This is a genomic window from Streptomyces sp. NPDC048441 (assembly GCF_043200235.1).
Taxonomy (GTDB): Bacteria; Actinomycetota; Actinomycetes; order Streptomycetales; family Streptomycetaceae; genus Streptomyces.
Window position 1 is genome coordinate 664,590 of the sequence record NZ_JBICXM010000001.1, and the last position, 17,603, is coordinate 682,192.

Here is a 17,603-nt window from a genome sequence, read left to right on the forward strand (position 1 = left end):
TCAGGCGGGAAATTCGATCAGGCCGACGGGCGGCAGTGTCGGCGTCTTGGAACCGCCTGAGGGTTCGATGGTGATGCCCACGCCGTTGGCCTGGTCGATCGTTCCGTCCATGAGAGTGATCTGGTTGCTCTGGCCCCGGTCGAGGAGTCCCGCGGGACGCATCGTGCCGTCGTCGTCGAACCACAGTTCGTAGACCTTGCCCTTGGGAGGTGTGCCGAGGCCGGACGCGGTGAAGACCGCACGGTTCTGGCTCGCCGAGGTCACGACGACGCCGCGGGCGCCGTCGGGCAGGGACGCCGCGTGTGTCCGCGCGTCGCCAGCGGTGAGAACCTCCGCCACTTGATCGGCACTGGCCTCTGCCTGGCGTGCCTGCTTGCGAGCCTGCTGAGCTTCCTGGTGCTGCCAGGTCGCCACGCCGCCCAGGGACGCGGCGACCAGGCAGGCGGCCAGCATCAACCGGCGTAGCCAGAGCGAACTCCGGGGCGATGGCGCGACGCGCGTCTCAGGCACGGTGCGCGGCGGCTCCTGGCGGACGTCGGCGATCTGCCGAAGAACGGAGCGCTTGAGAGCGGGAGGCGGCGCGGCGCTGGCGGCGAGTGCCAGCCGACTGGCTGTGGACACGAACTCCGCCACCTCCTGACGGCACTCCGGGCACGCGGCCAGATGTGCCTCGAACATGATGCGCTCGTCGGGGTCGAGGGCGTCGAGGGCATACGCCCCGGCGAAGGTGTGCGGGTCGGTCACGCTCATGTCGCCACCCCCAGGCAGTCACGCAACCGGATCAGCCCGTCCCGCATGCGGGTCTTCACCGTGCCAAGTGACGCCGACAGACGCTCGGCCACTTCGCGATAGGTCAGGCCCTGGTAGTAGGCCAGGATGATCGACTCACGCTGGAGTTCGGACAGTGTTTCCAGGCAGCGCACCACGTCTTCGCGCTCCTGGCGGGCTTCGACCTCCGCCTCGGTCACGTCGAACTCGGGCATGTGCGCGCGCCGGGCGGCCCGCTCCTCACGTGCGGTGGAGGCCACGACCGAGCGGACGCGGTCCACCGCTCTGCGATGGGCCAGCGTGAGTACCCAGTTCATCACTGATCCCCGTTCCGGCTGGTAGTCGGCGGCATGACGCCACACCTCCACCAGCACCTCTTGCGTCACTTCCTCGGACTGCGCCGCGTCGCGTACAACGGCCCTCACAATCCCGAAGACCGGGCCGGATACTGATTCGTACAGTTGGCCGAAGGCTTGCTCGTCGCCGTCGGCGATCTGTTTCATCAATGCGATCAGATCAGGCTTGTCGTCCGGGTTGCCACCGATGAATACCGCTCGCCTCATGTCGACATCATTGCCGACTTGCCTCGCGCCATGTCCGCACGGTGGAAAATCGGAGTGCCGCCCATGATTCGTTGCTGAGGGCGACAAGGATTGGTTCGGGTGATTCCGCTGGTGCGTGTCCCTGACCGCACGCGGGGCATGGAACTACCTCACAGAGGTGGATAACGGGCGGGCCGAGGCCGTGGCGCCTGCTGCCACCCGCACGGGGCAACGGCGGGTTGTCCCGGAGGCGTGTTCAGTGGGCGCCAGCCCCGAACTCCGCGTGCCGGGCGCGCATGGCGTAGGCGTCGTCCTCCCTCTTGTCCGGGGGAGGGGGCGCGGCGAGGCGCCGGCGCTGGATCTCCCGACGGGCCTGAGCGATCAGGTCGTCGAACTCTTCGTCTGTCATCTCGCCCTCACCTCCCGCCATTCTGTGGGTGAACCGTGCCCTGATCGGGCTCTCTGTAGGTGATCCGGAGCGGCCAGGGTCGGCGGATTGGTCTCCGTGCCGCGCTCTGGGGAGTGTCCTGTCATATTGCGCAATGACCTGCCAGTACCGGGCAATATCTGGCCGATGGCGAGGCCCGAACACGTGAGGTGGACGAAGTATTCGGATCTGCGGGCCCTTTGGATTGGTCGGAAAGAATTTCTCCCTCAAATGAGTCGAGGACCAATCCGCACCCGCCGCCGCTCCGGATGACCGGGTGTGAGCGAAGAAGCGATTACCTCAAGGCGCCCCGGAGTGTGGCGACTTGCCGGGCTCGGCGCGTTGAGCGGCCTCCTGGCGGGCTACTCCGCGCTGGCGACGGCCGAGCTGATGTCTGCCGCGGTACGCCCCGAGTCCAGCCCTGTGATCGCGGTGGGCGGAGCCGCGATCGACCGCACGCCGGCCGCGGTGAAGGACTGGGCGATCCGGAACTTCGGGACGAACGACAAGCTCGTCCTGCAGCTCGGCATCCTCGCCGTCCTCACCCTCCTCGCGCTCGCCCTCGGAGCGCTGGCGGCCCGATACCGGCGCATCGGCTCGGCAGGAGTCCTCTTGTTCGGCGTGGTCGGGGGCTTCGCCGCGACGAGCCGGCCCGACTCCACGAGCATCGCGGACGCGCTGCCGTCGGTGGCCGGCGCTGTGGTGGGCGCGGGGTTCCTCTACTACCTCGTTGGGCGCCTTCAGCCACGCAGGGCTTCCGCCACTGCCGGAGAGGCGGTCGCGGAGGGCGGCACGGCGGCTCCTGCGAACGCCGATGCGGCTCACGACGAGGAGTCGGGGTGGGACCGGCGGGGATTCATCGTCGCCGCAACGGCCGCGGCAGCCGCGTCCACGGGGGTCGGCCTGCTCGGCCGCTCCCTGAACGGTGCTCAGGGGCAGAACGCCGTGGCCTCACGCAATCAGGTCAGGCTGCCCGCCCCGGCCTCGACCGCCTCGCCCGTCCCCAAGGGCGCAGGGCTGCGCGTCAAGGGCGTCAGTCCGTTCATGACGCCCAATCAGGACTTTTACCGAGTCGACACCGCGCTGCTGGTCCCCAAGGTCGACGCGACCTCATGGGAACTGCGGATCCACGGCAAGGGCGTCACGCGCGAGACGACCGTCTCCTTCGCGGACCTGCTGCGCATGCCGCTGATCGAGCGGAACATCACGCTGGCCTGCGTCTCGAACGAAGTGGGCGGCCCGTACGTGGGCAACGCGCGGTGGATCGGCGTGCGTCTGGCGGATCTCCTGGCGCAGTGCGGTGTGAAGCCGCCGTCGAAGGGCGGGCCCGCTGACCAGCTGGTCGCGCGATCCGTGGACGGGATGACCATCGGCAGCCCGGTCGAGGACGTCATGGACGGCCGTGACGCGATGCTCGCCCTGGGGATGAACGGCGAACCGCTGCCCTTCGCCCATGGTTTCCCCGTACGGATGCTGGTCCCCGGCCTGTACGGCTACGTATCCGCCTGCAAGTGGATCCAGGACATCGAACTGACCACGTTCGATGACTACGACTCCTACTGGGTGAAGCGGGACTGGGCCCGCAAGGCCCCGATCAAGACCCAGTCCCGGATCGACACCCCCAAGCCCTTCGCCCGGCCGAAGGCGGGCACCGTGATGGTCGCCGGGGTGGCCTGGGCCCAGCACCGCGGCATCGACCAGGTCGAGGTGCGCGTGGACGACGGCCCCTGGCGCCAAGCCGATCTGGCCGCAGAGGACACCCGGGACACCTGGCGCCAGTGGTCCTTCCCCTGGAAAGCGACGTCCGGCGGCCACACCCTGACCGTCCGGGCGACCGACCGCACGGGCGAGGTCCAGACCGAGAAGCGGACCCGCACCATCCCCGACGGGGCCAGCGGATGGCATTCGGTGGTGGTCACCGTCGACTGACCTGTCCTCCCGCCTCCCCGCAGCTGGTCGCGCTCTTTCCAGGCGCACGAAGTGACTGCACGAACCACCTGAACCCATACACGAGCCATCTGCACATAAATGACCAAGGAGCAGAAATGAACGCCATCACCCGCCGTACCCGCCGTGGAGCCCTCGTTCTGGCCGCGGCGGCGATGCTGCCGCTCGCCCTGACCGCCTGTTCAAGCGACGACGGCAAGGACAAGGCGTCCTCGGACACGAAGTCGTCCGCCGCCTCCGACAAGGCCACCGACAGCGCTTCGAGCGACACGAGCAGCGTGGACGGGCCGTTCGGCCCCGGGTGCTCCTCCGTGCCCGACGACGGCGCAGGCTCCTTCGACGGCATGGCCAAGGACCCGGTCGCCACCGCGGCGTCCAACAACCCCGACCTGTCCACCCTGGTGACCGCGGTCAAGAAGGCGGGCCTGGTCGACACCCTGAACAACGCCAAGAACATCACGGTGTTCGCGCCGACCAACGACGCCTTCGCGAAGATCCCCAAGGCCGATCTGGACAAGGTCCTCAACGACAAGGCCCAGCTCACCAAGATCCTCACCTACCACGTGGTGGGTCAGAAGCTGGCGCCCAAGGACCTTGAGGACGGCTCCTACGCGACGCTGGAGAAGTCCAAGCTGACCACGTCCGGCTCGGGCGAGTCCTACAAGGTCAACGACTCCGCCAACGTGGTCTGCGGCAACGTCAAGACCGCCAACGCCAACGTCCACATCATCGACACCGTTCTCATGCCGAAGATGTGACCCCGGTAGTGACGTGGGGCCGCCCCTTAGGGGAGGCCCCACGTCAGCGCGCTGACCGGCGAAGAAGTCCAGTCCTTGTGGCGTGACAGCCAGTAGGGGTTGTCGTGGGGGAGCGAGCCGCTGACCTGGCCGTACATGCCGAAGGTCATCAGCAGCAGGCCCACGACGAAGCTGAACATGACGTTCTGCGGCCGGAAGGCGAGGATGTTGTGCGAGCTGTCGAGGACAGCCAAGGCTTGCAGTCGCCCGATCGCGGCGCAGCGCCTGGGCGGGCACCGTCCGCGACAACGATCACGCGCCCCCACGACCTGCTGGTGCGGTTCCGCGGCGTGTAGGTGCGGCTGCCTGTTGTGATCGCCGTTCAGGTTCAGCGCGCCGGGAGATGGGCCTCCTGGCCGAGGAGGCCGGACGCGGTCGCGACCTTCCGGCCGGGCCCGACCGGGTCCGCCGCACGCCGCCGCCACAGCGCGAACACGGCCATGGCGACCAGCAGATACACGGGTACGAGGAGCTCCGCCTCCGGCGTCGTCTCCACGGACCACCCCGCATTTCGCCGGTCGCCCTCGAACACAACCCGGTTGACGGTGAGGAAGGTCAGGTGCGCGCCGATGCCGACCCACAGCGGAGCGTGCCGCACCGCCGTGCGGGCCGCGACGAGCATCAGGCCGAAGACGGTGAGCAGAATCAGGTAGTCGGCTGGATTCTGCCCTCCGGGCGCGAGGCCGACGGGCCCGCCCTCGCCGCCGACGAGGCGTGCCGCGCCTGCCTCCACGGCCGTCGAGACACCGGGTACGACCAGGAACACGGCCGTTGTCCCGAGCGCCGATGCCACCCCGTCGAACCGGCTCCGCAGCGATGTCCACGTATGGCCGCGCAGCGTCGTCTCCTCGGGCAGCGCTTCAAGGAGCAGAGCGATCACGACGTTCGTCACGATGTATCCGGCGAGCGTGGGCAGATCAGGGCGTGACCAGTGCAGCATCCCGGCGGCCGTCCCCGCACCGAGCACCAGCGCCGCGGCACCCGCCGTCACACCCATCCCGAAGAGCAGGGCCCGCAGACTCGGGCCCGCACCGCCGAACCCGATGTCCGCGAGCGAGCCGCGCCGCCGACGCAGCGCGAACACGACGAGTGGCATGGCCACCGCGCTGACGAGCGCGGCAGGCACCAGGCGGGCGGCGAACCCGGTCAGCCCGACGGCGTCGGCGACCACCGGGCCCGCCGCGGTCCCGACCCCCAGCGCGACGGCCATGATGAGACCGCCGCCCAGGGCCCGGCCCAGAGCCCCGGAGCGTGAGGGAGGCGTGAGGGAGTCAACGGACGAGTCGGGGCGAGGGTCGGTCATTGCTCTCTCCTTGCTGAACACCCGGTCGCACCAGGGGTATTCACCATCCTCGGCGCCCACGCGATCGCCGGGGTCGTAGTGGCGGATGAGACGCCGATACATCTTTCGATGCAGGAGCCGCGGCGCTTCGGCTCGCGTAGACCTGGCCGCCGCCTGGAGCTAATGGCGCAGCCACGGTCACGTTCGCGGTGTTGAACTGATGACCGGCGCTCGCAGCCCTACCAGGCCCGATGCGGCGTCCTTTGACGAGGCCTGGAGGTCCGGAGGGCCGCACAAGGCTCCTGAATGACAGGGCAGAGGCCGCTGCCAAGACAGCTCACGTGCAGTCACAGCGGCTGACCCGCATCGCGCCCGTCAGCCTCGGCATACCGGGCATCCGACCAGAAGGGCCGTCATGAGCCGTTCGGCTTCCCCGGCCTCGGTGGGGCTGCTACACCGCCCGGCGGGACACCATCTGGGGCGAGGGGAACCGCGCCTGAGCGGTCGCCCCTGGACAGGTGCTCGACTGCGCCGAGGAAGTCGCGGAAGGCCCGGTCGGTGCGGGTGGTGTCGCCGGTGGCGTCGAGGTCCATGAGGAGACCACGGATGACAGCGAGAACGAGCGTCGCGAGATCCGGCCGACCGATGCTGCGCAGGCCGTCCTCGAGCGGCCCGAGCCAGTCGGTCGTCGCGGTGCGCCGGAAGTTGGGCCACAACTGCTGCTCCGCACTCTCGCGCAGCTGACCGAACATCCGCAGGTACGGCTGCCCGTCCGGGCCGGTGATGGAGGTCCAGGCGCTGTTCAGGGTGGCCGTGTACGGCTCGTCGGGTCGCACCCGCAGGAGGTCGCCGAATGTGTCGAGTTGACGTTGTCGCGCGTGCCCGAGGACGGCCCGCAGCAGCGCGTCGCGGGTGCCGAAGTGATAGATCAGCATTCGGGCTGAGGTGCCGGTGGCGGTGGCCAGCGGCTCGAGCCGGTCGGGGAGGCCGTGCGCGAGGGCGTGATCAGCGCAGGCATCGAGCAGCCTCTCCTTGATGTGCGGTTGCGGTCGTCTGCCCATCGCCCTACTTTTTCACGTAACAGCTACTACGTCTATCGTCGAGGGGGCAGTCAAGGCAGACGTGGAGGTAGCGATGAGGGTCGTGTTCGTGCATGGGGCGTGCGTCCGGGACGGGTCGTGGTGGTGGCACCGCACCGCCGAGCTGCTGCAGGAGCGAGGGGTGCCGAGCGTGGCCCCGGCGCTGCCGAGCTGCGGCGAGGCGGGCCTGCCCGGCGGCGTCGGCGGTCCGGGGCTGCCCGAGGATGTTGCCGCGGTGCGGCAGGTGCTGCGGGATAGCGACGAGCCGACCATCGTGGTCGCCCACAGCTACGGAGGCATCATCACCGCGGAAGCCGCCGCGGGAATCGGGTCGATACGCCACCTGCTGCTGGTCTCCAGCTACCTGCCCGAGGTCGGGCAGAGCCTGTCGGAGTTCGGGGACGGCAGCCCCGCCCCGTTTCTCGACGTCGACCCCGACGCCGGTACATTCGGGGTCCGCCCCGAACTGCTCGTGGATACATTCCTGCAGGACTGCGACCCCGAGGTCCAGGCGCAGGCGGCGGCCCACCTCGCCCGGCAGAGCGTGCGGGTGACCGGGCAGCCGGTCGGGGCGGCCGCATGGCAGCAGTTGCCCTCTACGTACCTCATCTGCGCCCAGGACCGGGGCACTCCGCCGCGGCTGCAACGAGAGTTCGCCCGCCGGGCCGACAGCGTCGTCGAACTCGACGCCGGCCACCACCCGTTCCTGTCCCAGCCCGCCGCGGTCCGGGACCTGCTGCTGAGCCTGTGACGGCCTGGCTGGTGCAGAGAAGCACCCGGAACCAGCCCAGCAGGTCGTAGCCGTAGCTTCGACAGGTGGGCGGGCCGACGTCGCTGAGTGTCAGGTCCCACCGTGTCCACGCCCAAAGCAGGTGGCTCACGTCAGGACCAATGAACGCCTGAGCCGTGCCCCCTCCCACGCCGTGATGTGGCGGACCGCGAGACCTACTCCTTACGCCGGTCGTTCAACTTCGACGCCGAAACACCCGATGACCAGGGTGAGAAGCGGTGACGGAGATCGGGTGACGGGACGGGTGACGAAAGTGCATCGGCGCAGGGCAGGTAGCGGGGCTACCGGATGGAGAGCCGGTTCGGTGGCGGAGGTGTTCGCGTGAAGTCGCTGGGCATCGAAGGTGCCTGGGTGCACGAGCCGGAGGTCTTCGCGGACAGCCGGGGCTCGTTTCAGGAGTGGTTCGAATACGGCCGGTTCCGCGCGGCCACCGGGCAGGGGTTTCGTCTCGCGCAGGCCAACTGCTCCGTCTCCGCGCGCGGCACTCTCCGTGGAATCCACTTCGCCTCGGTTCCCCCGGGGCAGGCCAAGTACGTGACGTGTGTCAGCGGCGCTGTTCTCGATGTCGTCGTCGACATCCGTAGCGGCTCTCCCACCTTTGGTCAGTGGGAAGCAGTGCGGCTCGACGAGGTGACCCCTCGGTGTGTGTATCTTTCCGAGGGCCTCGGACATGCCTTCATGGCTCTGGATGATCATTCGACGGTTGTGTATCTGTGCTCCGAGGGCTACGCGCCGCAGCGTGAGCACGGCGTTCACCCGCTCGATCCCGCGCTCGCCGTGGCGTGGCCCGCCGGTCTGACTCCGCTGCTCTCCGACAAGGACGCGGCGGCGCCCACACTGGAGGAAGCGGGAACGCAAGGGCTGCTCCCCTCGTACGAGGAGTGCCGTGCCTATCGCCGGAGCCTGATCGGCGAGATCGGCGAGATCGGCGAGATCGGCGAGTGATGATCCCCGGCCGTGTGCAGTGCGGGAAACGCCGCGGTCAGGGCGGAGTGCCAGTCGCGGATCGGGGGGACGCCCGCCACCCGCCAACGGCCGTGAGACAGAACGCTGTACGCCGGGCGGGGCGCCGGTCGCGGGAAAGCCCGGGTGGTGGTGGGGCGGACCCGGGCGGGGTCCGCGCCGAGGTGGAGGAAGACCTCGCGGGCCAGGTCGTACCAGGTGCCGTCGCCGGCGCTTGTGCCGTGGTAGACGCCGGGCGGGGCGGTGCCGGCCAGTGCCGATGTGCCCAACTGGACGAGGCGGTCGGCGAGGTCGGCGGTCCAGGTGGCCTGGCCGCGTTGGTCGTCGACGATGTCGAGGGTCTCTTCGCGGGCCTCCAGTGCGATCACGGTGCGGACGAAATTGCCCCCGCCGGCGCCGTAGAGCCAGGCTGTACGGACCACGTAGCCGGCGTCGGGGAGCGTGCTGACGACGGCCTGCTCGCCGGCGAGTTTGGTCCGCCCGTAGGCGGTGCGCGGGGCGGTGCGGTCGGTTTCGGTGTACGGCCTTTCGCTGTCCCCGGAGAAGACGTAGTCGGAAGAGATCTGCAGCAGGAGCGCACCGGATTCCCGGCAGGCGGCGGCCAGATGGTGCGGCGCGTCGCCGTTGACGGCATGTGCTTCGGCTTCGTGGGACTCGGCGCTGTCCACGTCCGTCCAGGCCGCGCAGTTGACGACGACGGCAGGGCGCAGCCGCACGATCGCGGTGCGGACGGCCTCGCGCCGGGTGATGTCCAGTTCGCCGCGGCCGACGCCCACCGCCTCGTTCCCGGTTGCCGCAAGGCGGCGGAGCAGATCCTGGCCGAGCATCCCGTGGGCTCCCGTGACGAGCCAGGTGGGGCTCACCATGCGGCGCGCTCCTTCAACGGCTCCCACCAGGGGCGGTGATCGCGGTACCAGGTGACGGTCCCGGCCAGTCCCGAGGCGAAATCCGTGTGTGGCTCATAGCCGAGCTCTGTGCGGATCTTCGTGCAGTCCACCGAGTAGCGCCGGTCGTGTCCCTTGCGGTCCTCGACGTAACTGACCATGTCCCAGCCGGCGTCACAGGCTTCCAGAAGCAGCCCGGTCAGCTCCTTGTTCGACAGCTCCGTACCGCCTCCGATGTTGTAGACCTCGCCCGGCCGCCCGGCGGTACGGACCAGTTCGATGCCCTGCACATGGTCGTCGATGTGCAGCCAGTCACGGACGTTCAGGCCGTCGCCGTAGAGCGGGACCTGCTGGTCGTCGAGGAGGTTGGTGATGAAAAGCGGGATGACCTTCTCGGGGAACTGGTGGTGCCCGAAGTTGTTGGACGCCCGGGTCACCCGTACGTCCAGGCCGTGTGTGCGGTGGTAGGCCAGCGCCAGCAGATCGCTGGACGCCTTGGCCGCGGCGTACGGCGAGTTGGGGCGCAGCGGGTCGGTCTCGGGCCACGAGCCCTCGCTGATCGAGCCGTAGACCTCGTCGGTGGATATGTGGACGAAGGTCGTCGGCCCATGGCGCAGCGCGGCGTCGAGCAGAACGTGGGTGCCGAGGACGTTCGTGCGCACGAACGCGTCGGCGCCCGCGATGGAGCGGTCGACGTGGGATTCGGCGGCGAAGTGCACGACCTGGTCGTGCTCGGCGAGCAGCGTGTCGGCCAGTGCGGCGTCGCAGATGTCTCCTTGTACGAAGGAGAAGCGGTCGGAGCCGCGCACCGCGTCGAGGTTCGCCGGATTGCCCGCGTAGGTGAGCTTGTCGAGCACGGTGGCGGTCACGTCCCGCGGGCCGTCCGGGCCGAGCAGGGTCCGTACGTAGTGGGAGCCGATGAAACCGGCACCGCCCGTCACGAGAATCCTGTTCGTGGTCATGAGGCGATCTGCACTTTGCTGTGGTCGCCGAGTACGAGGCGGTGGGCCGCGGGGTGCCGGGGAGCCGGGGTCACCTCGACGTTGTGGCCGATCAGGGATGCTTCTACGCGCCGGACTCCGACGAGGGAGGCGCCGCGCAGCACGATGGAGTACTCGATCTCGCTGTCCTCGACGCGGCAGTCTTCCGAGATGGAGGTGAACGGGCCGATGTAGGCGTCGGAGATCACGGTCCCGGAGCCGATCACGGCGGGGCCGACGATGCGGCTGGAGGTCACTCTTGCGCCCGCGTCGACGCGGACCCGGCCGATGATCTCGCTGGCCTCGTCGACGCTGCCCTCGATTCCGGGGGGCAGCGTCGCCAGCACCGTGCGGTTGACCTCGAGCATGTCGGTGACGTTCCCGGTGTCCTTCCAGTAGCCCGAGATGGTCGTGGAACGCACGTCCCGGCCCTGGTCGATGAGCCATTGGATGGCGTCGGTGATCTCCAGCTCGCCGCGGCGGGAGGGGCTGATGGAGCGGACGGCCTCGTGGATCAGCGGGGAGAAGAGGTAGACGCCGACCAGCGCGAGATCGCTCTTGGGCCGGGCCGGTTTCTCCTCCAGGCTCACCACGCGGCCCGCCCCGTCCAGTTCGGCCACGCCGAACGAGGTGGGGTTGGGCACGCGGGTCAGCAGGATCCGGGCGTCGGGCCGGTCGGCGCGGAAGGCGTCGACGAGACCGGAGATGCCACCGACGATGAAGTTGTCGCCCAGATACATCACGAAGGGGTCGTCTCCGAGGAAGTCCTTGGCGATCAGTACGGCGTGGGCCAGACCGAGCGGAGCTTCCTGGGGGATGTAGGTGACGTCGACACCCTGCTTGGACCCGTCGCCGACAGCTTCCCGGATCTCTTGCGCGGTGTCTCCCACGATGATGCCGACGTCGGTGACCTCGGCATCCGCGATGGCTTCGAGTCCGTAGAACAGCACCGGCTTGTTGGCGACCGGCACCAGTTGCTTCGCGGAGGTGTAGGTGATGGGGCGCAGGCGGGTGCCCGCGCCGCCGGAGAGTACAAGCGCTTTCACGGTCCTCGTCCCCTGGCACGGCTAGTGCGGGATGTCGCCGTACGTGGCTGGCGTACGTTTACGACGTATATGTCTATTTTGAACCCCTTGTTCAGTCGCGTCAAGGTGTGGGCGGCAGCCCGAGCAGTTGGCGGTAGCACTCGTCGATGGCAGCGCACATGGCGGCCGGGGCGAAGGCCGTACGAACCCGCGCGCTCGCCTGGCGACCCATGCCGGCGGCTTCGTCGGGATGGTCGAGCAGCCACCCGACCGCACGCGCCATTCCCTCCGGATCGGCAGGCGCGCCGAGCAGACCGGTGGCGCCCGGTTCCACGAGATCGGGTACGCCGTTCACCGCCGTCGCGACCACCGGCCGGGCGGTGGCGAGGGCCTCGGTGAGCGCGCGGCCGAGGCCCTCGTACAGCGACGTGCTCACGAAGATGTCCAGGCCGGCCACCAGTCGGTCCGCGTCCGGCCGGTAGCCCGTCAGCCGGACCTCGACGCCGAGCTCGGCCGCCAGCCGGCGGACGTCGTCGGCGAGTGGGCCGTCACCCACGATCACGAAGGCGGTCCGCGGGTGCGCGGCGTGGACCGCGGCAGCCATCCGGACGAAGTCCAGCGGGGCCTTCTGGCGGTCGACGCGGCCCACCGTGCCGATGAGAGCGACATCCGCGGGGACGCCGAGCTCGCGCCGTGCGGCCGGGTCGAAACCGTGGGGGATGTGGTCCAGGTCCACCGCCGAGGGTACGACCCGGACACGGCCCGGCGGGGCCAGGCGCTGCGCGACGGCCTCCGCCGCCAGGAGCGGGGCCACCGCGAGGAAGGCATGGGTGAAGCGCCGGGTCGCCCGCTCCAGGATCCGGTACGACACGCGCCGCCATCGGGGCATCTGGGCGTGGAAACTGAGGCCGTGGAAGGTGTGGACGACCACCGGCGTGTGGCACAGATGTGCGGCGAGGCGTCCGAGGAAGCCGCCCTTGGCCGAGTGGGTGTGCACGATCGTGAAGCGTTCGCACCGGATCAGCCGCACCAGTCGCCACAGCACGAGGACGTCCGCGGGGGTGAGTACCTCTCTGAAGCGCGGGACCTCCACGGTGTGCACACCGGCCGTCCGGGCCCGTTCCCACAGATCGCCCCCGGGTACGCCCGCCACCCACACCTCGTACACGGCCGGATCCATCCCCGTCGCCGACAGTAGCGTGTTGCCGCCGGCGCCCGCCCAGAACCGGGTGATCACATGCAGGACCTTGATCCGCGGCGGGACCGGCTGCTGAGGCAACTCACCCCGTGGCACAAGACGGGCGGGCGCGGCCGGCCAGCCCCTCATGAACGCGTCACCGTCCATGCGGCGCGCTCGGCCTCCACCATCGCCGCGAGACCTTCGCGGACGCCGGTCACGGGCCGGTAGCCGAACGCTTCGCGTGCCGTCGTGATGTCGGCCGCGGTATGGCGGGCGTCGCCGGGCTGTGCGGCGTGGTGGACCACGCGGACGGGCGCGATCAATTCGGCGACGACGGCCAGAATCTGGTTCATCGTCACCGGAAGGCCGCCGCCGATGTTGGCGACTCCGTTCCATGGAGAGAGCGCCGCCCGTCGCATGGCGCTCACCACGTCCGTGACGTAGGTGAAGTCACGAGTCTGCTCGCCGTCTCCGTGGAGCGGGAACGTGCCGTCGGTGAGGGCGGCCGTGATCAGGCGCGAGAACGCCATGTCCGGTCGCTGGCGCGGTCCGTAGACCGTGAAGAGCCGCAGGGAGGTCACCGGTACGGCGAAGCTGTTGCGATAGATCTCGCAGAGGTGCTCGGCGGCGAGTTTGCTCACGCCGTACGGAGAGACCGGTCGCGGGCGCTCCGTCTCGGCCGTGGGACAGGTCTCGGCGTCGCCGTACACCGAAGAGCTCGACGCGAAGATCATCCTGGGCAGCCGGGCCTCGTGCGCCGCCTCCAGGACACGCTGGGTAGCGCGTACGTTCCGCTCCAGGTACACCGCGAATTCCGGGCCCCAGGACGCGCGGACGCCGGGCTGTCCCGCGAGGTGGTAGAGGGCCTCGACGCCGGCGAATTCCCGTCCCAGGGGAAGAGTCAGCAGGTCGCCTCGCCGGAAGGTGAACCCGTCCCTCCCCAGCAGGCGTGCGAGGTTGGCCTCCTTGCGTGCGAGCGGGTAGTAGTCGGTCATGGCGTCGATTCCGAGGACGTCGTCCCCATCGGCCAGCAGGTATTCGCACAGGTGCGACCCGATGAATCCGGCCGCACCCGTCACAATGGCTCGCATCGGGTCAGCCTCCTTTCCTTGTGCCGCCCGGTCGTTCCCCCACCGCCGACAGCACGTAGCGCGCCGTGCGCATGAGCAGGCGCACGGAGTGGGCAAGGGTGGGGTCCGCCAGGAACTCGGCGTCGAGCGTCACCCGCCGCGGGACCATGACGTCGAGGTAGTACGCCTCCGGGTCCGCCTGTCCCTCGAGTTGCGCGGCGTACGCGCGGGACCTGAGCTGGACCGGCCCGGTGAGCCCCGGCCTGTGGTCGAGCACCCACCGGCATCCGGGCGGGTAGCGCCGGGCCAGACCGGGGGTTTCCGGACGCGGGCCCACCAGGGTCATGTCGCCGCGCGCCACATTGAAGAGCTGCGGCAGTTCGTCGAGGGAGAGGCGCCGCAGCTGCCGTCCGACCCGGGTGACCCGCGCGTCGTCGCTGCCCGTCACCTCCGGCCCCGCCATGTCCGGGCGCAGCGTGCGGAACTTGTAGAGCGTGAACTCTCTGCCGCCCTCGCCGATGCGCTGCTGGCGGAACAGCACCGGTCCGCGGCTCGTCATCCGCACCAGCACCGCGACGACGGCCAGCAGGGGAGAGAGCGCGACGAGCCCTGCGAGGCTGACGGCGATGTCCAGAATCTGGCGGGGAGTTGACGGCCTGGTGGGAGTCGCGGGCGCTGCGGGCGTCGTGGTGGCCGCCGCTCCCGGCCGCAGCAGCCAGTGCAGGAAGTCCGCGTAGCCGACGGCTGTGTCGCGGAGTTCGCCTCCGCCGTGCAGCCCCGCCCGGAGGAACCTCGCGGCCGGTTCGACGGTCAGGGAGAGTGCGACGAGCAGGCCCGCCCGCCACCGGGGCCAGTGCCGGAAGACGAACAGCGTTCTGCTGCGCAGCGAGTAGCCCAGCCGTTTGCCGCGGATCTGATCGGTGCTCACATTCTCGGCGTGGTACACCCGTGCGTCACTCAGGAAGTACGACGGCCAGCCTCGCCTCCGCGCGCGCAGGGCGAGATCCACCTCCTCGTAGTAGAGGAAGTACCGCTCGTCAAAGCCCTCCAATGCTTCGAACAGCGGTCGGCGCGCCAGGAAGAAGGCGCCGATGACCTGGTCGACGGGCCCGGAGCGGACGGTTTCCGCGGGGCGGGCGTGACGGGGAGGGAAGAGCGCGGGCAGGACACGGTCGAGGCCGGTCATCATGCCGACGAAGCCGCGGAGGCTGGGGAATCGTGAATACGAGACCCCGGGCCGCCCCTGCTCGTCGACGTTCCGGACTCCCACGATGCCGACTCGCTCGGCCGTCGGCGTGTGCAGGAACTCGCCCACGGTCCGCAGGGTGTCGGGCAGGAGCCTGGTGTCCGGGTTCAGGAAGAGGATGTAGTCGGAGCCGCACAGGGCCGCTCCCTGGTTGCACGCGGCGGCGAATCCGCGATTGCGGGTGTTGGCGATCACTTTGAGCTGGAGCCCCGGCACGTCGAGGCCGTACGCGGACCGGTCGGTGGAGGCGTTGTCCACCACGACCACGGTGCGGACGGCGAGGACGGACCGGTCGGCGCGAGCGATGGAGCGCAGGCATTCCTTGAGGTAGCGCCCGGTGTTCCAGTTGACGATCACGATGTCGGCCGTCAGAGGGCTCAGATGTCCGGCCGTCATGGGAGCACCCCCTCGCGCGCGGCACACTCCGGACTCGCGAGCGTGTGGCGACGGTGACACAGGGAGGCAATACTGGCCCGAAACGCAAGAAATCGCACATGGGGGTGGGTATGCCTCTGGCCACTCTGGACGAACTCAGGCCCTTGCTGGTGTGTCCGCGGTGCCGGTCGTCGGTGGCGGTCGGCACGGGCGGCTCGCACTGCACCCTGAGCTCCTGCCACTACCACCGCCCGGGAGCCTTCCCCGTCGTGGGGCGGTGGCCGGTCCTCGTCGACTTCGAGCGCAGCGTGCTGCGCCGCGAGGAGCTGGTGACGGCGGCGGACCGCACTGGTGGTGCCGAGCTGCGCGGTGACGTTCCCAGGGCCGCCGTCGACCGACTCCCTCCCCGCGTGCGCGGACTGTGGAAACCGCTGAACCGGGTGGCGGTCCGCAACGTCCAGCGCCTGCTGCGGCTCCTCCCCGGTCCGGCGCCCACGTTGCTCGTGGTCGGTGGTGGCACGGTGGGCAACGGAGTGGCCGCTGTCTACGACGATCCGCGGGTGACGGTCATCGGGTTCGACATCACCGGCAGCCCTGTCACGCAGTTCGTCGCGGATGCCCACCGGATCCCGCTGGCCGACGGAAGCGTCGATGCCGTGCTGGTGCAAGCGGTCCTGGAGCATGTGCTCGACCCGTGGCAGGTCGTCAGCGAGATGCACCGGGTGCTGAAGGGCCGCGGACTCGTGTACGCGGAGACGCCGTTCCTTCAGCAGGTGCACGCCGGCGCCTATGACTTCGTACGCTTCACGGCCAGCGGCCACCGCTACCTCTTCCGGCGCTTCGACGAACTCGCCGCGGGACCGGTCACCGGGCCGGGCACCCAGCTGCTCTGGAGTGTCGATCACCTCGTCCGCGGCGTCACCCGCTCCGCCCTGGCCGGGCGCCTCGTGCGTGGTGTCCTGTTCGGGCTGCGGTACCTGGACGCCGTCGTACCCGGCCGCTTCGCGATGGACAGCGCGGGTGCCTGCTACTTCCTGGGGCGCAAGCGGGAGGGCGGGATGTCGCCGCAGGAGATCATCCGGTACTACCGAGGGGCGCAGCGCTCCGACGGGACCTGAGTCCGCGGTGGTCATCACCGCGTCGCTTCCAGCTCAAGTGCGGCTTCCCAGCGGGGGAGCCACTCGGCGTAGGAGTACCGCCGGCAGGTGACGTCATGGGCCCGCCGCCCGAGCTGCTCCCGGGCGGATGCCGGGGAGGCCAGCAGGCCGAGGATGGCGTCGGTCCAGTCGTGTGCGTGTGGAGCCATGGGCGCGCCGAACAGCGAAAGTATCTCCGCGTTGACTCCGACCGGGCTGGCGATCGCCGGCAGTGCGGCGGCACCGTACTGGAGCAGCTTGTAGCCGCACTTTCCGCGGCTGTAGAGGGTGTCCGGCACCGGCATGAGGCCGACGTCGAGCTCCGCCAGAGCCGTCCGCTGGCTCGCGGCGCTCCACGCGACGCGGTGGGTGAAGCTCTCCAGCGGGCCGAGCGAGGGCCGTGTCGTACCGATGATCGTCAGCCGGGCCCCGGTCCTGCGATGGACCTCGGTCAGTGCTTCCTCGATGAGCAGCAGATGGGCCTCGTTGTCCGGCGAGCCGATCCAGCCGAGGCGTGGCGGGTCATGGAGGTCGTGCGTGGTCTTGCGGGCGTACGTCTCCGGCGCCACGCAGCTCGGGATCACCACGACGTCACGGTGGTGCTGGGAGGCCCAGTCCGCGAGGACCGTGTTGCCCGCGATGACCCGGTCGGCGTAGCGCACGGCGACGCGTGCTTTGAGGGACTTGGGAGCGATGCGGCGTGCCAGGCCACCGTCGCCGTGGTCCCATTGCAGGGCGTCATCGAAGTCGTACACGGCGAACTCCGAACTCGTGAGCAGGCGCTGCTCGCTCGCGCCGCGGCTGAGTGGGGAGGCTTCCCGGTGCAGAAGGAGCCGGCGCGGCCGGGCAGTGGCGATGTCCCGAAGTCGCCGCTCCGCCTGAAGGAGCGCTACGGGGTGCCGGGCCAGTCGCGAGGGTGTGGCGTTGCGACGCGAGAGGTAGCTGCTGACAGCGAAGTCCAGGCCCGTCCGGTCCAGCCACTCGAAGACACGGACGCGTGAGCTGCCTGCGTTGCGGCCGTAAGGCGTTACTGCCCAACGAACCGGTTGGTCGTCCATAAGAGACCGTTCCGAAGCGTCGGCGGTGTGGCTTCAGGCCCTCTGCATCGATCC

At 69.6% G+C, this 17,603-nt stretch carries 18 protein-coding genes; 5 read left to right on the forward strand and 13 right to left on the reverse strand.

From position 1 onward, the window contains the following. From ACGFSB_RS02955 to ACGFSB_RS02965, 3 genes are all read right to left on the reverse strand, one after another. Positions 1–750, reverse strand: a complete 750-nt coding sequence (locus ACGFSB_RS02955) for an anti-sigma factor domain-containing protein (RefSeq protein WP_393393072.1) — start codon at positions 748–750, stop codon at positions 1–3. After that, positions 747–1,331, reverse strand: a complete 585-nt coding sequence (sigK, locus tag ACGFSB_RS02960; RefSeq protein ID WP_393393075.1) for an ECF RNA polymerase sigma factor SigK — start codon at positions 1,329–1,331, stop codon at positions 747–749. The genes ACGFSB_RS02955 and sigK overlap by 4 nt, the downstream gene beginning before the upstream one ends. A 235-nt stretch (positions 1,332–1,566) precedes the next feature. Then, positions 1,567–1,719, reverse strand: coding sequence for a hypothetical protein (locus tag ACGFSB_RS02965; RefSeq protein ID WP_393393077.1), 153 nt, complete (start codon positions 1,717–1,719; stop codon positions 1,567–1,569). Between the two features lie 297 nt (positions 1,720–2,016). On the opposite strand from ACGFSB_RS02965, the gene ACGFSB_RS02970 reads away from it, so the two are divergent. Then, positions 2,017–3,666: a molybdopterin-dependent oxidoreductase gene (locus tag ACGFSB_RS02970; protein ID WP_393393080.1), complete on the forward strand. Its 1,650-nt coding sequence runs from the start codon at positions 2,017–2,019 to the stop codon at positions 3,664–3,666. Positions 3,667–3,782: 116 nt separating this feature from the next. Continuing rightward, complete coding sequence (locus ACGFSB_RS02975) at positions 3,783–4,442, forward strand: fasciclin domain-containing protein (RefSeq protein ID WP_393393083.1); 660 nt, start codon at positions 3,783–3,785, stop codon at positions 4,440–4,442. 26 nt (positions 4,443–4,468) lie between these two features. On the opposite strand, the gene ACGFSB_RS02980 is transcribed toward ACGFSB_RS02975, so the two are convergent. The 3 genes from ACGFSB_RS02980 to ACGFSB_RS02990 form a co-directional block, all read right to left on the reverse strand. Continuing rightward, positions 4,469–4,675 carry a hypothetical protein gene (locus ACGFSB_RS02980; RefSeq protein WP_393393085.1) on the reverse strand — a complete coding sequence of 69 codons (207 nt, stop codon included), beginning with the start codon at positions 4,673–4,675 and terminating at the stop codon, positions 4,469–4,471. A gap of 134 nt (positions 4,676–4,809) precedes the next feature. Continuing rightward, the gene (locus ACGFSB_RS02985; RefSeq protein ID WP_393393088.1) at positions 4,810–5,784 is read right to left on the reverse strand and encodes a type II CAAX prenyl endopeptidase Rce1 family protein; all 975 of its coding nucleotides are present in this window, start codon (positions 5,782–5,784) and stop codon (positions 4,810–4,812) included. 392 nt (positions 5,785–6,176) lie between these two features. Then, positions 6,177–6,824 (reverse strand): TetR/AcrR family transcriptional regulator, encoded by a 648-nt coding sequence (locus tag ACGFSB_RS02990; RefSeq protein WP_393393090.1) that lies wholly within the window; start codon positions 6,822–6,824, stop codon positions 6,177–6,179. 73 nt (positions 6,825–6,897) lie between these two features. Here ACGFSB_RS02990 and ACGFSB_RS02995 point away from each other — a divergent pair, with 73 nt between their 5' ends. Both ACGFSB_RS02995 and ACGFSB_RS03000 read left to right on the forward strand, forming a co-directional pair. Then, positions 6,898–7,593: an alpha/beta hydrolase gene (locus ACGFSB_RS02995; RefSeq protein ID WP_393393093.1), complete on the forward strand. Its 696-nt coding sequence runs from the start codon at positions 6,898–6,900 to the stop codon at positions 7,591–7,593. A gap of 360 nt (positions 7,594–7,953) precedes the next feature. Beyond that, positions 7,954–8,577: a dTDP-4-dehydrorhamnose 3,5-epimerase family protein gene (locus ACGFSB_RS03000; RefSeq protein WP_393393096.1), complete on the forward strand. Its 624-nt coding sequence runs from the start codon at positions 7,954–7,956 to the stop codon at positions 8,575–8,577. Here the strand turns inward: ACGFSB_RS03000 and rfbD are convergent. From rfbD to ACGFSB_RS03030, 6 genes are all read right to left on the reverse strand, one after another. After that, positions 8,523–9,461: a dTDP-4-dehydrorhamnose reductase gene (rfbD, locus tag ACGFSB_RS03005; RefSeq protein ID WP_393393098.1), complete on the reverse strand. Its 939-nt coding sequence runs from the start codon at positions 9,459–9,461 to the stop codon at positions 8,523–8,525. The genes ACGFSB_RS03000 and rfbD overlap by 55 nt on opposite strands. Then, positions 9,455–10,441, reverse strand: a complete 987-nt coding sequence (rfbB, locus tag ACGFSB_RS03010) for a dTDP-glucose 4,6-dehydratase (RefSeq protein ID WP_393393101.1) — start codon at positions 10,439–10,441, stop codon at positions 9,455–9,457. The genes rfbD and rfbB overlap by 7 nt, the downstream gene beginning before the upstream one ends. Beyond that, a complete protein-coding gene (locus ACGFSB_RS03015; RefSeq protein WP_393393103.1) occupies positions 10,438–11,505 on the reverse strand; it encodes a glucose-1-phosphate thymidylyltransferase in 1,068 nt (355 codons plus the stop codon). Before ACGFSB_RS03015 ends, rfbB begins: the two co-directional genes overlap by 4 nt. Positions 11,506–11,605: 100 nt before the next feature. Next, positions 11,606–12,811 (reverse strand): glycosyltransferase, encoded by a 1,206-nt coding sequence (locus tag ACGFSB_RS03020; protein WP_393393106.1) that lies wholly within the window; start codon positions 12,809–12,811, stop codon positions 11,606–11,608. Beyond that, positions 12,808–13,755, reverse strand: a complete 948-nt coding sequence (locus ACGFSB_RS03025; protein WP_393393109.1) for an NAD-dependent epimerase/dehydratase family protein — start codon at positions 13,753–13,755, stop codon at positions 12,808–12,810. The genes ACGFSB_RS03020 and ACGFSB_RS03025 overlap by 4 nt, the downstream gene beginning before the upstream one ends. Before the next feature lie 4 nt (positions 13,756–13,759). Next, positions 13,760–15,376, reverse strand: coding sequence for a sugar transferase (locus tag ACGFSB_RS03030; protein WP_393393111.1), 1,617 nt, complete (start codon positions 15,374–15,376; stop codon positions 13,760–13,762). Between the two features lie 110 nt (positions 15,377–15,486). Here ACGFSB_RS03030 and ACGFSB_RS03035 point away from each other — a divergent pair, with 110 nt between their 5' ends. After that, positions 15,487–16,473 (forward strand): class I SAM-dependent methyltransferase, encoded by a 987-nt coding sequence (locus tag ACGFSB_RS03035; RefSeq protein ID WP_393393114.1) that lies wholly within the window; start codon positions 15,487–15,489, stop codon positions 16,471–16,473. A gap of 14 nt (positions 16,474–16,487) precedes the next feature. On the opposite strand, the gene ACGFSB_RS03040 is transcribed toward ACGFSB_RS03035, so the two are convergent. Next, on the reverse strand, positions 16,488–17,549 hold the full coding sequence (locus ACGFSB_RS03040) for a glycosyltransferase (protein WP_393393116.1): 1,062 nt from the start codon (positions 17,547–17,549) through the stop codon (positions 16,488–16,490). Positions 17,550–17,603: the final 54 nt, after the last annotated feature.

Coding starts and splice junctions, on each gene's coding strand:
- ACGFSB_RS02955 (WP_393393072.1), bottom strand. CDS start 750: ATGAGCGTGACCGACCCGCACACCTTCGCCGGGGCGTATGCCCTCGAC.
- sigK (WP_393393075.1), bottom strand. CDS start 1,331: ATGAGGCGAGCGGTATTCATCGGTGGCAACCCGGACGACAAGCCTGAT.
- ACGFSB_RS02965 (WP_393393077.1), bottom strand. CDS start 1,719: ATGACAGACGAAGAGTTCGACGACCTGATCGCTCAGGCCCGTCGGGAG.
- ACGFSB_RS02975 (WP_393393083.1), top strand. CDS start 3,783: ATGAACGCCATCACCCGCCGTACCCGCCGTGGAGCCCTCGTTCTGGCC.
- ACGFSB_RS02985 (WP_393393088.1), bottom strand. CDS start 5,784: ATGACCGACCCTCGCCCCGACTCGTCCGTTGACTCCCTCACGCCTCCC.
- ACGFSB_RS02990 (WP_393393090.1), bottom strand. CDS start 6,824: ATGGGCAGACGACCGCAACCGCACATCAAGGAGAGGCTGCTCGATGCC.
- ACGFSB_RS02995 (WP_393393093.1), top strand. CDS start 6,898: ATGAGGGTCGTGTTCGTGCATGGGGCGTGCGTCCGGGACGGGTCGTGG.
- rfbD (WP_393393098.1), bottom strand. CDS start 9,461: ATGGTGAGCCCCACCTGGCTCGTCACGGGAGCCCACGGGATGCTCGGC.
- rfbB (WP_393393101.1), bottom strand. CDS start 10,441: ATGACCACGAACAGGATTCTCGTGACGGGCGGTGCCGGTTTCATCGGC.
- ACGFSB_RS03020 (WP_393393106.1), bottom strand. CDS start 12,811: ATGAGGGGCTGGCCGGCCGCGCCCGCCCGTCTTGTGCCACGGGGTGAG.
- ACGFSB_RS03025 (WP_393393109.1), bottom strand. CDS start 13,755: ATGCGAGCCATTGTGACGGGTGCGGCCGGATTCATCGGGTCGCACCTG.
- ACGFSB_RS03030 (WP_393393111.1), bottom strand. CDS start 15,376: ATGACGGCCGGACATCTGAGCCCTCTGACGGCCGACATCGTGATCGTC.
- ACGFSB_RS03035 (WP_393393114.1), top strand. CDS start 15,487: ATGCCTCTGGCCACTCTGGACGAACTCAGGCCCTTGCTGGTGTGTCCG.
- ACGFSB_RS03040 (WP_393393116.1), bottom strand. CDS start 17,549: ATGGACGACCAACCGGTTCGTTGGGCAGTAACGCCTTACGGCCGCAAC.